The sequence below is a fragment of the Microbacterium sp. UBA1097 genome, from assembly GCF_002313585.1.
Classification (GTDB): domain Bacteria; phylum Actinomycetota; class Actinomycetes; order Actinomycetales; family Microbacteriaceae; genus Microbacterium.
Window position 1 is genome coordinate 65,007 of record NZ_DCBW01000008.1, and the last position, 13,189, is coordinate 78,195.

Consider the following 13,189-nt stretch of genomic DNA (forward strand, 5'->3'; position numbering starts at 1 on the left):
GCCTATGCTCGGATGCATGCGTGCCGAGGAGGTTCAGTCCGACATCACCCGAGTACTCGTGACGGAGGAGCAGATCCGCGCGAAGCTCGACGAGATCGCGGCCCAAGTCACGGCTGACTACGAGGGCAAGGAGCTTCTGCTCGTCGGCGTACTCAAGGGCGCGGTCATGGTGATGGCTGACTTCGCTCGCGCACTGCCGACGCACATGACGATGGACTGGATGGCCGTCTCCTCGTACGGCACCGGTACCCGATCGAGCGGCGTGGTCCAGATCCGCAAGGATCTCGACACCGATCTGCACGGCAAGCACGTGCTCATCGTCGAGGACATCATCGACTCGGGCCTCACTCTCAGCTGGCTTCTGACCAACTTCGCGTCGCGGGGTGCGGCATCCGTCGAGGTCTTCGCGCTGTTCCGCAAACCGGATGCCGCCAAGGTTGAGGTCGACTGCCGGTACATCGGTTTCGATATCCCGAACGAGTTCGTCGTCGGCTACGGGCTCGACTACGCCGAGAAGTACCGGAACCTGCGCGACGTCGCGATCCTTGCGCCTCACGTCTACAGCTGAGGCCTTTCGGGGTACGCCGTGGGCGAATGCTCAGTCGTGGCATAGCAACCCCGCGATACCCTGTCTGCACCGTTTCTGCGTTCCCGCGCGGATCGGCGCCTGAACGACGGAGGGACCGGGTTCGCCCCGAACCATGGATTTCAAGAAGCTCACACGCAACCCGCTGCTGTACGTCGCGCTCATCGCGGTGTTCCTCATCATCGGATTCACGCTCATGTCGACCCTGGGCGGTGCCAAGCAGATCACGACCCAGCAGGGGCTTGATCTGCTGGCTGGGAACACGGTCACCGAGGTCGTGAACACCGACGGCGACCAGCGGGTCGACATGACGCTGTCGACGCCGTACGAAGGCGCCACCGACGTGCAGTTCTATTACGTGACGGCGCGGGCCGAAGAGGTCGTGAACGCGATCGACGCGGCAAACCCCGCCGACGGATACAACGACGTCGTCCCCCGGGCTACGTGGTTCGACGGCTTCCTGTCGCTGTTCCTCCCGATCCTGTTGCTCGGTGTGCTGTTCTGGTTCCTGCTCTCCTCCGCGCAGGGCGGTGGCAGCAAGGTCATGCAGTTCGGCCGCTCCCGCGCCAAGCTCGTCACGAAGGAGAGCCCGACCGTCACGTTCGACGATGTCGCCGGCTCGGATGAGGCGATCGAAGAGCTCCAGGAGATTAAGGACTTCCTGAAGGAGCCCGCGAAGTTCCAGGCTGTCGGTGCTCGCATCCCGAAGGGCGTGTTGCTGTACGGCCCTCCCGGAACCGGCAAGACCCTGCTTGCCCGCGCGGTGGCCGGCGAGGCTGGCGTGCCGTTCTACTCGATCTCGGGCTCGGACTTCGTCGAGATGTTCGTCGGTGTCGGCGCGAGCCGCGTGCGTGACTTGTTCAACCAGGCCAAGGAAAGCGCGCCGGCGATCATCTTCATCGACGAGATCGACGCTGTCGGTCGTCACCGCGGTGCCGGTATGGGCGGCGGCCACGACGAGCGCGAGCAGACACTGAACCAGATGCTCGTCGAGATGGACGGGTTCGACCCCAAGGCCAACGTCATCGTCATCGCGGCGACGAACCGTCCCGACATCCTCGACCCGGCGCTGCTGCGCCCCGGCCGTTTCGACCGTCAGATCGGTGTGGACGCCCCTGACCTGCAGGGTCGCAAGCGCATCCTCGAGGTGCACGGCCGCGGCAAGCCTCTCGCCGACGGTGTCGACCTTGAGGTCGTCGCCCGCAAGACCCCCGGCTTCACGGGTGCCGACCTCGCGAACGTCCTGAATGAAGCAGCGCTTCTGACGGCGCGCTCGAACGCGCAGCTGATCGACAACCGCGCGCTCGACGAGGCGATCGACCGCGTGCTGGCCGGTCCCCAGCGCCGCACCCGAATCATGAAGGACAAGGAGAAGCTCATCACCGCCTACCACGAGGGCGGACACGCCCTTGCCGCGGCGGCGATGAACTACACCGACCCCGTCACGAAGATCACGATCCTCCCGCGCGGCCGGGCCCTCGGCTACACGATGGTCATGCCGATCGATGACAAGTACTCGGTCACCCGCAACGAACTGCAAGACCAGCTCGCGTACGCGATGGGCGGCCGCGTGGCCGAAGAGATCGTCTTCCACGACCCCACCACGGGCGCCTCCAACGACATCGAGAAGGCGACGGGCATCGCCCGCAAGATGGTCACCGAGTACGGCATGACCACGGATGTCGGACCCGTCAAGCTCGGTCAGGGCTCGGGTGAGGTCTTCATGGGCCGCGACATGGGTCACGGTCGTGACTACAGCGAGCGGATCGCCGAGCGAGTGGATGCCGAAGTGCGGGCGCTCATCGAGCAAGCCCACAACGAGGCCTACCAGGTCATCAACGACAACCGCGACATCCTCGACAAGCTTGCTCTCGAGCTGCTCGAGAAGGAGACGCTCGACCACCTCGAGATCGAAGAGATCTTCAAGGACGTCAAGAAGCTGCCCGAGCGCCCGCAGTGGCTTTCGAGCGAGCAGCGTCCGGTCTCGGTGCTGCCCCCGGTCGAGGTTCCGCGTCGTCCCGCGCCGGCCGGCGTTGCCGCCTCGACGGAGGCTGACGCGGGGTCTGCCGAGAAGGCGCCGCGACGGCGGCCGACCGGACAGGCGCGTCCCGCAACCGCGTAGGCTCGCCTGGTGGCCGTTGATCGTGAACGCGTCGCCGCACTGGTGCGCGAACTGCTCGAGGCGATCGGGGAAGACCCTGATCGCCCCGGATTGAAGCTGACCCCCGAACGGGTGGCGGATGCCTACTCTGAGTTCTTCAGCGGCATCGGCGAGGACCCGGCTGCGCCGCTTGCCCACACGATCTCGATTTCGCGCGGCCCGGCACCAGAGACGCTGCCCTCGGGTGCGGTGATGCTGCGCGACATCCTGTTCCGCTCCGTCTGCGAACACCACCTGCTCCCCTTCCGCGGGCACGCCCACATCGCGTACCTTCCCGGCGAGAAGGTCGTGGGACTCGGTGCGCTTCCCAAGGTCGTCGACGTGCTCGCGGCCCGGCCGCAGGTGCAGGAGCGCCTTGCCGAGCAGATCGCCGACACCATCTCTGACGCGCTCGATGCGCGTGGGGTGCTCGTCGTGCTGGATGCCACCCACGAGTGCGTCACGATGCGCGGCGGCCGGCAGACCGACGCATCCACCGTGACGATCGCCGCCCGCGGGGCCTACGAAGAGCCGGTCGCTCGCGCCGAGCTGATCGCACTCATCGGAGCGAACTGAGATGTCGACGCTCGTAATGGGGGTCGTGAACGTCACGACCGATTCGTTCAGCGACGGCGGGCGCTACCTCGACACGGGAGCTGCGATCTCGCACGGCCTGGCGCTGTGGGCTGCCGGTGCCGACATCCTCGACGTCGGCGGCGAATCGACCCGCCCGGGTGCCGAACGGGTTGACCCCTCGATCGAACGCGACAGGGTGGTGCCCGTCATCCGTGCCCTCGCGCAGCGCGGCGCTTGGATCAGCATCGACACGATGAACGCATCGACGGCACTTGCCGCTGTCGACTCGGGCGCGCGGATCGTCAACGACGTCTCGGGTGGGCTCGCGGATGCCGCGATGCTCCCTGCCGTCGCCGAGACCGACGCCGAGATCATCCTCGGGCACTGGCGCGGGCCCTCGCGGGAGATGTACGCACCGGCGCAGTACGCCGACGTGGCAGCCGAGGTGACAGCCGAACTCGCCGAGCGGGTCGCGGCTGCCCGGGATGCCGGCATCGGCGCGGATCGGATCATCGTCGATCCCGGCATCGGGTTCGGCAAGCGCCCGGAGCAGAACTGGGAAGTTCTCCGGGCGCTTCCGCAGCTTGTCGCGGCGGGCCAGCGGGTGCTGCTCGGCACGAGCCGCAAGCGCTTCCTGGCTGAGGCGCTGGCCGAGGCATCCGTCGACGCCGAGCGTCGCTTCACACAGCGGACCGGAGCCGCGGCAACGCGAGCCGGCGGCGAGGACCCGTCAGGCGACACGGTAGGCGCGGTCACCGAAGCCCGGCGCGATGGCGCCACGGCTGTCACGAGTGCCCTCGCCGCGCGCGCCGGCGTATGGGGCGTGCGGGTGCACGACGTGGCCGCCACGCGCGACGCTCTGCGGGTTGCGGAGCTGTGGGGGGGTTCGGATGCCGCAGCTCGATGAGATCCGGCTCGAGGGGCTTCGCGTCTTCGGCCACCATGGCGTCTTCGATCATGAGCGCGAGAACGGCCAGGACTTCGTCATCGACCTCGTCCTGAGCGTGAGCGCCGAGCGGGCCGCCCAGACGGACGACGTCGCCGATACTGTCCACTACGGCGAGGTAGCTGACGCTGTTGCGCAGATCGTCGCAGGCGATCCGGTGAACCTCATCGAGACGCTCGCCGAGCACATCGCCGATCGCGTGCTCGCCTTCCCCGGTGTCTTCGTGGTGCGGGTGACGGTGCACAAGCCGCAGGCTCCGATCCAGCAGCAGTTCACTGACGTCTCGGTGACGATCACCCGCGAACGCGCGGAGGCCGGCGAATGAGTCGACGCCTGGCCGAGGGCATGCAGGGCGGCACACACACGGATGCCGCTCCTGCCGTCGACGCGGTGGTGGCGCTGGGTGCGAACCTCGGTGACCGGCACGAGACGCTGGCAGCTGCAGCAGCCGCACTCGAGCACCTGCCGCTGGTGTCGGCGGTGAGAATGTCGGAGCCGATCGAGTCGGTCGCGGTCACTCTCGACGGGCCCGATCCCGACGCACCCGGATACCTCAACGCCGTCGCCATCGTCACGACGCGCCTCGCACCGACCGTCCTGCTGAGCTACCTGCACACCATCGAGGACCGGCACGGACGGGTGCGCCGCGAACGCTGGGGAGACCGCACCCTGGATCTGGATCTCATCGCCTACGGCGACGTGGTCTGCGACACCCCGACGCTGACGCTTCCCCATCCGCGCGCTGCCGAGCGCGACTTCGTGCTCGCACCGTGGCTCAGCATTGATCCGGATGCTTCCCTCGTCGGTGCCGGGCGGGTTGCCGACCTCCTCGAGCGACTCGGGGCTTCGTCGTGAGGCGCACCGGTGCCGGCATCCTGATCGTCACCGCCGCTATCGCGCTCGCCGGCGGGTTCCTTGTGAACCAACTGCTCACGGCAACGGGTCGTGCAACCTTCACGCCGCTGATCACGCTTCCCGTTCTGCTGATCGCGTTGGGGGCCATCGTGGTAGCTTTCGCGATCCCGGTGTGGCGCGCATCCCGCGGGCACACGCGCGCCGCGATCAACCCGTTCCGGGCGCTGCGCATCGCGATGCTTGCGAAGGCATCGAGCCTGCTCGGCGCGGCATCCGTGGGCTTCTCGGGAGGACTGGTGGTTTTCCTCCTGACGCGACCCGTCGTGCCGCCGTTAGGCTCGATGGCGACCCAGTTGGCAACGCTCGTTGCCGGGCTCCTGCTGGTGGCGGCGGGGCTTGTGGCCGAGTATCTGTGCACGATCCGGAAGGATGACGATGACGAACAGCCCGGAGGCGTCGACCCCGGATTCGGAGCCCACAGTCACTGAGGGTCCAGCCACTGAGGGTCCAGCCACTGAGGGTCCAGCCACTGAGGGTCCAGCCACTGACGGTCCAGGCGCTGACGCCACAGCCACTGAGGACACGAAGACTTCGGCGGTGGCAGATGGTGAGACCGTCGAGTCGGCGATCGCCCACGACCGCTCGGCTCACGTCACGCGCGACGTGATCGACGATGAAGGCACGTTCACGCAGATCCTCGAGCCGCGCTCCGAGAACCGGCTCCCGCTCGGCGACGGAACCTGGCACCAACTCGCCCGGCAGTACGTCTGGGTGCAGCTGATCTCGTCGGGCATCGTGTTTCTCCTCGTGCTCGGCGCAGCGCTCGCGATCTCGTTGATCGTCGGGGCGTGGTGGGTCTGGATTCCGGCCGGCATCCTGCTGGTGATCCTCGCGTTCACGCTCGCGATCACGCCGCGGCAGGCCCGCGCCTACGGCTACCAGTTGCGCGAGGACGACCTGGTCTTTCGCAAGGGCATCCTCTGGCAGCGGGTTGTCGCCGTGCCCTACGGACGGATGCAGCTGGTCGACATCACGCACGGTCCGCTCGATCGGGGGTTCGGAATCGCGCAGCTCAAGCTCGTGACCGCGGCAGCCACCACCGGGGTCGCCATTCCCGGCATCCGTCAAGACGCCGCCGAGCAGCTGCGCGACACCCTCATCGCGGTGGCAGAGACCCGCCGGACCGGCCTGTGACCGACCCCACTCCCGCCTCGCCTGCCACCCCGCCTCCCGCTGCGGAGGTGCGTTCGCCGCTCAGCGACGGCGAGTGGCATCGGATGCACCCCCTCACCCCGCTGTTCCGGGGTGGACTGGTGTTGGTGATCGTCGCGGGCGTGATCATCGCGAACATGCGCGACCGGCTGATCGCGATCTTCCTGCCGTGGCTGGCTCCCGGCTTCGAGGGAGAGCAGATCCCCGGAGACCCCGTCGACTACGTCGTCTCGCACAACCTGATCCTGGTTGCGACCCTCGTGGTGCTCGGAGTCGTGATCGTGCTGGTCGGGCTCTTCTATCTCGGCTGGCGCTTCCACAGCTTCCGCATCACGGATGACGACGTCGAGGTGCGCTCGGGTGTGGTCTTCCGGTCGCACCGGCGCGCACCGCTCGACCGGGTGCAGGGCGTGAACCTGACCCGCCCGACGATCGCGCGCCTGTTCGGCCTGGCCAAACTCGAGGTTGTGGGAGCGGGCCTCGACGCGAACGTCAAGCTGGAGTACCTGTCGACCGCGAATGCCGAGGCGATTCGTGGCGACATCCTGCGGTTGGCGTCGGGCCGCCAGTTGGGCGCGCGCGGTGAGGCCGGGCGGCGCGCGACGGCATCCGAAACCGTGTCGGCAGGAATCACCGGGCTGATCGCGGGAGCGGAGGCGCCCGTTGCCGAACCGGAGTCGGTAGTTTCGATTCCGGTCGGACGACTGGTCGCCTCGCAGACCCTGTCGGGTACGACGATCTTTCTGGTGGCGGCGATCGCCGCGATCGTCACCGGGGCTGTCACGACGACCGGGTGGGTGCTGTTCGGCGTGGTCCCGGCAGTCCTCGGTTTCGGTGCCTACTGGATCCGCTCGATCACCCGCTCGCTCCGATACTCGATCGCCCCGACGCCCAGCGGTGTTCGAATCACCTACGGGCTGCTGACGACGATCACCGAGATCATTCCGCCGGGACGCATCCACGCCGTCGAGGTCACCCAGCCGCTCATGTGGCGCCCGTTCGGCTGGTGGGCGATCCGCATCAACCGGCTGTCGGGCCGCAGCATGAGCGATGGGGCCAACGACCAGTTCGGCACCGTGCTGCCGGTGGGTAACCGCGCCGATGTCGAGCGGGTCCTCCGGCTCATCCTGCCGACGATTGCCGAAGATGACTGGCCGATGATCGTCGACAACGGCGCCCTCGGTCCCGTCGCCGACGACCCCTATACGACCACGCCGAAGCGGGCACGGCTGCTTCGACCCCTCTCGTGGCGCCGCAACGGATTCTGGCTCGGAACTGACGCGCTGTTCCTGCGGCGGGGTCGGATCTGGCGGACCCTCGCGGTCGTGCCGCTGGCTCGGATGCAGAGCCTTGAGGTGAGCCAGGGCCCGGTCGACCGCGCGCTGCGGGTGGCGAACATCCGCGCCCACACGGTCGCCGGTCGCGTGTCGGGGAGCCTCGGCATCCTCGACCGAGACGATGCGCTGCGCCTGTTCGATGACGGTGAGCGAGCCGCTATCGGCGCTGTCGCGACCGACCGCTCGCACCGCTGGGCGGGGGACGAGTGAGCGACCGGCTGCGCGTCGGGATCGTGGGTGCCGGCAGAGTCGGACCCGTGATCGGTGCCGCGCTGGCCGGCGCCGGGCACGCGATCGTCTCGATCACGAGCGGATCGGATGACGACCGTGTCGCCGCGATCCTTCCGGGAGTTCCCATCAGGGACCCGCAGGACGTTGTGCGCGAGAGCCAGCTCGTCGTTATCGCCGTTCCCCACGATCAGATCGACGGACTCGTGACCGGACTCGCGGAGCTCGACGCCTGGCAGGCCGGCCAACTCGTGGTGCACACCGATCCGGCGTTCGGCACCGGAGTGCTCGCACCGGCGATGGCGCGCGGCGCGATTCCGCTGGCGATCCATCCGGCTATCGCGTTCACGGGCACCTCGATAGACCTGCGGACACTGATCGGGGCGTATGCCGCGGTCACGGCCCCCGCCCCCGTGCTGCCGATCGCACAGGCGCTCGGGGTCGAGCTGGGCTGCGAGCCTGTGATCATCGCCGAGGCTGACCGACCCGCCTATGCCGAGGGGATCGCGACCGCTACCGACTTCTCGAGATCCATCATCCGCCAGGCCACCGACCTGCTGCATGCGGCCGGTGTCACCGAGCCCGGCCGCTACCTCGCGGCGCTCATGCACACGACAGTCGACCACGCGCTCGTGGAGGCGGGGGTCGACGACATCCGCCCGCCCGCGGACTGAGTCCAGAGCTTCCGCGCCAGCGGAGTCACGATGGCCCCGCGGATAGACTGGGCGACGATTTTCAAGGAGCTCCCCTCATGACCGACACCTCTGCCGCCGTGCCCGCGGACGCCGCCCCCGAAGCATCCGACGAGGACGTCTTCGAGCAGAAGGCGGTGCGGCTGGCCAAGCGCGAGCGGCTGCTGGCAGAGCGAACGGATGCCGCGGGCGGCGCCTATCCGGTGAGTGTCCCGGTCACCGCCTCGATCGCTGAGGTTCGCGAACGCTTCGCCCACCTCGAGGCCGGCGACGAGACGGGAGAGACAGTCTCGGTTGCGGGACGGGTCGTCTTCAGCCGCAACACCGGCAAGCTGTGTTTCGCCGCGCTGCAGGCGGGGGACGGCAGTCGCATCCAGGCCATGGTGTCGCTTGCCGCGGTGGGCGAGGAGTCTCTGCAGCGCTGGAAGGAACTCGTCGACCTCGGCGACCACGTCGCGGTGACCGGCGAGGTGATCTCGAGCCGGCGGGGTGAACTGTCGATCATGGTGGCCGAGTGGACGATCGCCGCCAAGGCGCTGCTGCCCCTGCCGAACCTCTATGCGGAACTGAGCGAGGAGAGCCGCGTCCGCAGCCGGTTCCTCGATCTCATCGCCCGCGATCAGGCGCGCCAGACCGTGCTCGCCCGCGCCGGGGTCAACCGGAGCCTGCGCGACACGTTCGCCGCCCACGGTTTCGTGGAGGTCGAGACGCCCATGCTGCAGGTGCAGCACGGCGGGGCATCAGCCCGTCCCTTCATCACCCACTCCAACGCATTCGACACCGAGCTCTATCTGCGCATTGCGCCCGAGCTGTTCCTCAAGCGCGCCGTGGTCGGTGGCATCGACCGCGTCTTCGAAATCAACCGCAACTTCCGCAACGAGGGCGCCGACTCGACCCACAGCCCCGAGTTCGCGATGCTCGAGGCCTACCAGGCCTACAGCGATTACAACGGCATCGCCGACCTCACGCAGGAGCTCATCCAGAACGCCGCGATCGCCGTGACCGGCTCGACCGAGGTGACCTGGGCCGACGGCACGGTCTATGACCTCGGCGGCGAGTGGGAGCGGATGTCGATGTACGACTCGCTCAACGACGCTCTTGCCGACGCGTGGGAGGGCGCGGATGCCGCTCCCCGCATCGACGCCGCAACACCGCTCGCCGACCTGACGACGATCGCGGAGCGCTTCGGCGTCGATGTGCCTGCGCACCCGATTCCCGGAAAGCTCGTCGAAGAGCTGTGGGAGCACTTCGTCAAGCCGACGCTCGTGCGTCCCACGTTCGTCATGGACTTCCCCCTCGACACGAGCCCGCTCGTGCGTGAGCACCGGTCCATTCCGGGGGTCGTCGAGAAGTGGGACCTCTACGTCCGGGGCTTCGAGCTGGCGACCGGCTACTCCGAGCTCGTGGACCCGGTCATCCAGCGCCAGCGCTTCGAAGAGCAGGCCAAGCTCGCGGCCCGCGGTGACGACGAGGCCATGCGGATCGACGAGGAGTTCCTGCGTGCCCTCGAGCACGGGATGCCGCCCACCGGTGGCATGGGGATGGGAATCGACCGGCTCCTCATGGCGATCACGGGTCTCGGCATCCGTGAAACCATTCTCTTCCCGCTCGTGAAGTAGGGCGGCCGCCGCCGGTCACTGTTCCGGCTCGTCGAGCCGGAACGCCCAATCGGGCAGGTGACCCGCGCCCACGAACGAGCGCACGATCTCGGCGAGGCCGTGTTCGGGCTCTATCGCTGTCGCCTGTTGGGCGAAGAGGTCAGCGTGGGTTGACCGGCCGAGTGCCCACGAGAACCACGCCGCGACCGCCAGCGGTCCCGGGCGCCTGGAGGCAGGGACGGCGCTGGCGATGTGTCGCGCCAGCAGTAGCGCACGTCCGAGCCGTTCGGGTGAGGGCCGCGGGCCCTCGCCCCACAGGCGCATCGCGATCTCGCTCGGATACTCTGCGCCGTCTTCCCAGCAAGCCTGCGCCTGCGCGGCTTCGTCTCCCGCGTCGATCCCGTCGACCCAGCAGATGAGGGCGATGTCGCGCAGTGACGGCCTTCCGAGCGCCCACGCGGCGGCGGCGATCTCGAACGGATCGAGTGCTGCGGCATCCGAGCCCAGGAGCCGCTCCACGAATGCCGGAAGGTCATCGAGCAGACACGCGGCCGCGAAGGCGCGGGGATCGATGCGTGCGGGGTCGGTTGTCGGATGATCTGCGTCGGCGAGCACGAGCGCGCGGATGGCGGCGTCGAGCGCCTCACAGGCGGCCTCGACCGCGGTCGACCTACTCGCATCGAGGGGGAGCAGATCTGCGCCAGCGTACTGATTCGCCTCCGGTGCTGCGACGTCCTCGATGCCTGGCGGGAGGTCATCGGCAGTCGGCACCGAACCCGAGTCAGACCGCGCGTAGGACCCCCACCGCCGTCCTGCGACCCACAATGCCTCCACGATCAGCACCCCGCAGGCCTCGGCTCGACGCTCGATTCCCTCGACAAGGGTGCGAGCAGGAGCATCAGTGTCGCCGTAGACGACGATCGCGCAGCCGTCGGCCTCGGGCACCCGGCACACCAGCCCGATCATGGTCGCGGCGATCTCGTCGGCGCGGTCGTCATCGGGTGGGAGGTCCAGGCGCATGGCGCCGCGGCTGCGACCGCGCCGGAACGGCACCAGCACGACACTGCGTTGGGGAACGAACCCGAGCAGTCGCGGAACGACGGTGAGGAACTCGGCGGGCGAGGTTGCGTGGATGATCGGAGTCATGGGGTCGAGCATGCGGGTCATGCCGCGACGGGCCGCCGGGAGTGCATCCGAACGGGGATAGGTCGCCGTGGGCGCGACCTGGGGAGAGAGGGCCGCGTATCCTGGAGGGGTGGACAGCTTCTGGGTAGCAGCGTTGTGGGCGATCCTGCCCACCATCGTGGTGTCAGGTCTGTTCTTCTGGGTTCTGCGCAGCATCATCCGTGCCGATCGCAACGAGCGTCGCGAGTACGCGCGCATCGACGCCGAGGAACGCGCGGCGCGCGGGCTGCCCCCGGCGGCGACCACGACCGAGCAGTAGCGCCACTTCCCACTACGCTGGCGTGAGAACGTCGCAGCGAAGGGAGCGAACGCATGGTGCCTGCACGACTCGTGCCGTTCACGACCGGCGACGTGGATGTCACGTTCGATTTTCCAGACCTCGCGTTCTGGTGGCTGCTCGCTGTCTTCCTGTTCGACCTCGCCATCCGTATCACGGCGATCATCGTCATCCCGCGCAACCGCCGCCCGACATCGGCGATGGCGTGGTTGCTCGCGATCTACTTCATCCCGTTCGTCGGTGTGCTGCTCTTCCTGCTGATCGGCAACCCGCGGTTGCCTCGCAAGCGCCGTCAGCAGCAGGAGCAGATCAACGACGCGCTGCGCGAGAACGGTGAGGCAGTCTCGGTCGGAACCCTTCGGCCCGGTGCGCCGGCCTGGTTCCGCGGGCTGGTCGACCTCAACACCAACCTCGGCGCGATGCCGCTGACCGGTGACAACCAAGCCACGCTCATCTCCGATTACCAAGCGAGCCTCGACGCGATGGCCGACGCGATTCGGGGAGCAGAGCGCTACGTACACGTCGAGTTCTACATCCTGCAGACTGACGCATCGACCGACAACTTCTTCGCGGCTCTCGAGGAGGTCGCGGCGCGCGGTGTCACGGTCCGGGTGCTTCTCGACCACTGGGCGAACCGCGGGAAGCCCTTCTACAAGAAGACGCTGGCGCGACTGGACCGGATGGGTGCCGCGTGGAAGCTCATGCTTCCCGTGCAGCCGCTCAAGGGCAAGTGGCAGCGGCCCGACCTGCGTAATCACCGCAAGCTTCTCGTGGTCGACGGCAACGTGGCCTTCGTCGGATCACAGAACGTCACCGATTCCACGTACAACCTGAAGAAGAACATCAAGCGTGGGCTGCACTGGGTCGACCTCCTGGCGCGGGTCGAGGGTCCGGTCGTCTCGTCGATCGATGTCGTCTTCCTTTCGGACTGGTATGCCGAGACCGGCGAGATCCTCGCGGACCAGGTCGATCTGTCATCCGTGGCCTCCTCGGACGGGAACCTCGACTGCCAGATCGTCCCGTCGGGCCCGGGATTCGAGTACCAGAACAACCTCAAGCTGTTCATGGGTCTTCTGTTCGCCGCGCGCGAGAAGATCATCATCGTCAGCCCGTACTTCGTACCCGAAGAGGCCCTGTTGCTCTCGCTCGTGACCGCGTGCCAACGTGGCATCCACGTCGAACTGTTCGTCTCCGAAGAGGGCGACCAGGCGATGGTCTACCACGCGCAGCGCAGCTACTACGAAGCCCTTCTTCGCGCCGGGGTCAAGATCTGGATGTACAAGAGACCCTTCATCCTGCACTCGAAGAGCCTCACGATCGATGACGAGGTCGCCGTCATCGGCTCGAGCAACATGGACATGCGCTCCTTCGGCCTCAACATGGAGATCTCGATGATGGTGCGTGGCGAGGAGTTCGTCGCCGACATGCGCCGCGTCGAGGCCGAGTACCGATCCCTCAGCCGCGAACTCACGCTTGAGGAGTGGCTCAAGCAACCACTCAGGTCCACGGTGTTGGATAACCTCGCCCGACTCACCTCTGCACTCCAGTAGCAGCGTT

General features: G+C 67.7%; 14 protein-coding genes. 13 read left to right on the forward strand and 1 reads right to left on the reverse strand.

Going from position 1 to position 13,189, the window contains the following annotated elements:
- Nucleotides 1–16 precede the first annotated feature (16 nt).
- The 11 genes from hpt (at nt 17) to lysS (ending at nt 10,191) form a co-directional block, all read left to right on the forward strand.
- Complete coding sequence (gene hpt / locus B4F19_RS01695; RefSeq protein ID WP_228177483.1) at nt 17–568, forward strand: hypoxanthine phosphoribosyltransferase; 552 nt, start codon at nt 17–19, stop codon at nt 566–568.
- Nucleotides 569–701: 133 nt separating this feature from the next.
- A complete protein-coding gene (gene ftsH, locus B4F19_RS01700) occupies nt 702–2,708 on the forward strand; it encodes an ATP-dependent zinc metalloprotease FtsH (protein WP_228177482.1) in 2,007 nt (668 codons plus the stop codon).
- 9 nt (nt 2,709–2,717) lie between these two features.
- Nucleotides 2,718–3,302 carry a GTP cyclohydrolase I gene (gene folE / locus B4F19_RS01705; protein ID WP_228177481.1) on the forward strand — a complete coding sequence of 195 codons (585 nt, stop codon included), beginning with the start codon at nt 2,718–2,720 and terminating at the stop codon, nt 3,300–3,302.
- Nucleotide 3,303: 1 nt separating this feature from the next.
- Complete coding sequence (folP, locus tag B4F19_RS01710) at nt 3,304–4,209, forward strand: dihydropteroate synthase (protein ID WP_292732446.1); 906 nt, start codon at nt 3,304–3,306, stop codon at nt 4,207–4,209.
- Entirely contained in the window at nt 4,193–4,573 is a 381-nt protein-coding gene (gene folB / locus B4F19_RS01715) for a dihydroneopterin aldolase (protein WP_228177479.1), read from the forward strand. Before folP ends, folB begins: the two co-directional genes overlap by 17 nt.
- Nucleotides 4,570–5,103, forward strand: coding sequence for a 2-amino-4-hydroxy-6-hydroxymethyldihydropteridine diphosphokinase (gene folK, locus B4F19_RS01720; protein WP_292729066.1), 534 nt, complete (start codon nt 4,570–4,572; stop codon nt 5,101–5,103). Before folB ends, folK begins: the two co-directional genes overlap by 4 nt.
- Complete coding sequence (locus tag B4F19_RS01725; protein ID WP_228177477.1) at nt 5,100–5,591, forward strand: DUF3180 domain-containing protein; 492 nt, start codon at nt 5,100–5,102, stop codon at nt 5,589–5,591. The genes folK and B4F19_RS01725 overlap by 4 nt, the downstream gene beginning before the upstream one ends.
- Nucleotides 5,592–5,796: 205 nt before the next feature.
- Nucleotides 5,797–6,297, forward strand: a complete 501-nt coding sequence (locus B4F19_RS01730) for a PH domain-containing protein (RefSeq protein ID WP_374198002.1) — start codon at nt 5,797–5,799, stop codon at nt 6,295–6,297.
- Complete coding sequence (locus B4F19_RS01735) at nt 6,294–7,862, forward strand: PH domain-containing protein (RefSeq protein ID WP_228177476.1); 1,569 nt, start codon at nt 6,294–6,296, stop codon at nt 7,860–7,862. Before B4F19_RS01730 ends, B4F19_RS01735 begins: the two co-directional genes overlap by 4 nt.
- A complete protein-coding gene (locus B4F19_RS01740) occupies nt 7,859–8,554 on the forward strand; it encodes a Rossmann-like and DUF2520 domain-containing protein (protein WP_349675938.1) in 696 nt (231 codons plus the stop codon). The genes B4F19_RS01735 and B4F19_RS01740 overlap by 4 nt, the downstream gene beginning before the upstream one ends.
- Before the next feature lie 77 nt (nt 8,555–8,631).
- Nucleotides 8,632–10,191: a lysine--tRNA ligase gene (gene lysS, locus B4F19_RS01745; protein ID WP_228177475.1), complete on the forward strand. Its 1,560-nt coding sequence runs from the start codon at nt 8,632–8,634 to the stop codon at nt 10,189–10,191.
- Between the two features lie 15 nt (nt 10,192–10,206).
- Here lysS and B4F19_RS01750 read toward each other — a convergent pair whose 3' ends face one another.
- Nucleotides 10,207–11,316, reverse strand: coding sequence for a DUF4192 domain-containing protein (locus B4F19_RS01750; protein ID WP_292729062.1), 1,110 nt, complete (start codon nt 11,314–11,316; stop codon nt 10,207–10,209).
- Between the two features lie 109 nt (nt 11,317–11,425).
- Between B4F19_RS01750 and B4F19_RS01755 the strand changes: the two genes are divergently transcribed.
- Together B4F19_RS01755 and cls are read left to right on the forward strand one after the other, a co-directional pair.
- The gene (locus tag B4F19_RS01755; protein WP_292732448.1) at nt 11,426–11,614 is read left to right on the forward strand and encodes a hypothetical protein; all 189 of its coding nucleotides are present in this window, start codon (nt 11,426–11,428) and stop codon (nt 11,612–11,614) included.
- Nucleotides 11,615–11,667: 53 nt separating this feature from the next.
- Nucleotides 11,668–13,182 carry a cardiolipin synthase gene (gene cls / locus B4F19_RS01760; RefSeq protein WP_292732450.1) on the forward strand — a complete coding sequence of 505 codons (1,515 nt, stop codon included), beginning with the start codon at nt 11,668–11,670 and terminating at the stop codon, nt 13,180–13,182.
- Nucleotides 13,183–13,189: the final 7 nt, after the last annotated feature.

What these genes read in the sequence shown, in the direction of transcription:
- hpt (WP_228177483.1), top strand. Translation starts at nt 17, where the DNA reads ATGCGTGCCGAGGAGGTTCAGTCCGACATCACCCGAGTACTCGTGACG.
- ftsH (WP_228177482.1), top strand. Translation starts at nt 702, where the DNA reads ATGGATTTCAAGAAGCTCACACGCAACCCGCTGCTGTACGTCGCGCTC.
- folP (WP_292732446.1), top strand. Translation starts at nt 3,304, where the DNA reads ATGTCGACGCTCGTAATGGGGGTCGTGAACGTCACGACCGATTCGTTC.
- folB (WP_228177479.1), top strand. Translation starts at nt 4,193, where the DNA reads ATGCCGCAGCTCGATGAGATCCGGCTCGAGGGGCTTCGCGTCTTCGGC.
- folK (WP_292729066.1), top strand. Translation starts at nt 4,570, where the DNA reads ATGAGTCGACGCCTGGCCGAGGGCATGCAGGGCGGCACACACACGGAT.
- lysS (WP_228177475.1), top strand. Translation starts at nt 8,632, where the DNA reads ATGACCGACACCTCTGCCGCCGTGCCCGCGGACGCCGCCCCCGAAGCA.
- B4F19_RS01750 (WP_292729062.1), bottom strand. Translation starts at nt 11,316, where the DNA reads ATGACTCCGATCATCCACGCAACCTCGCCCGCCGAGTTCCTCACCGTC.
- cls (WP_292732450.1), top strand. Translation starts at nt 11,668, where the DNA reads ATGGTGCCTGCACGACTCGTGCCGTTCACGACCGGCGACGTGGATGTC.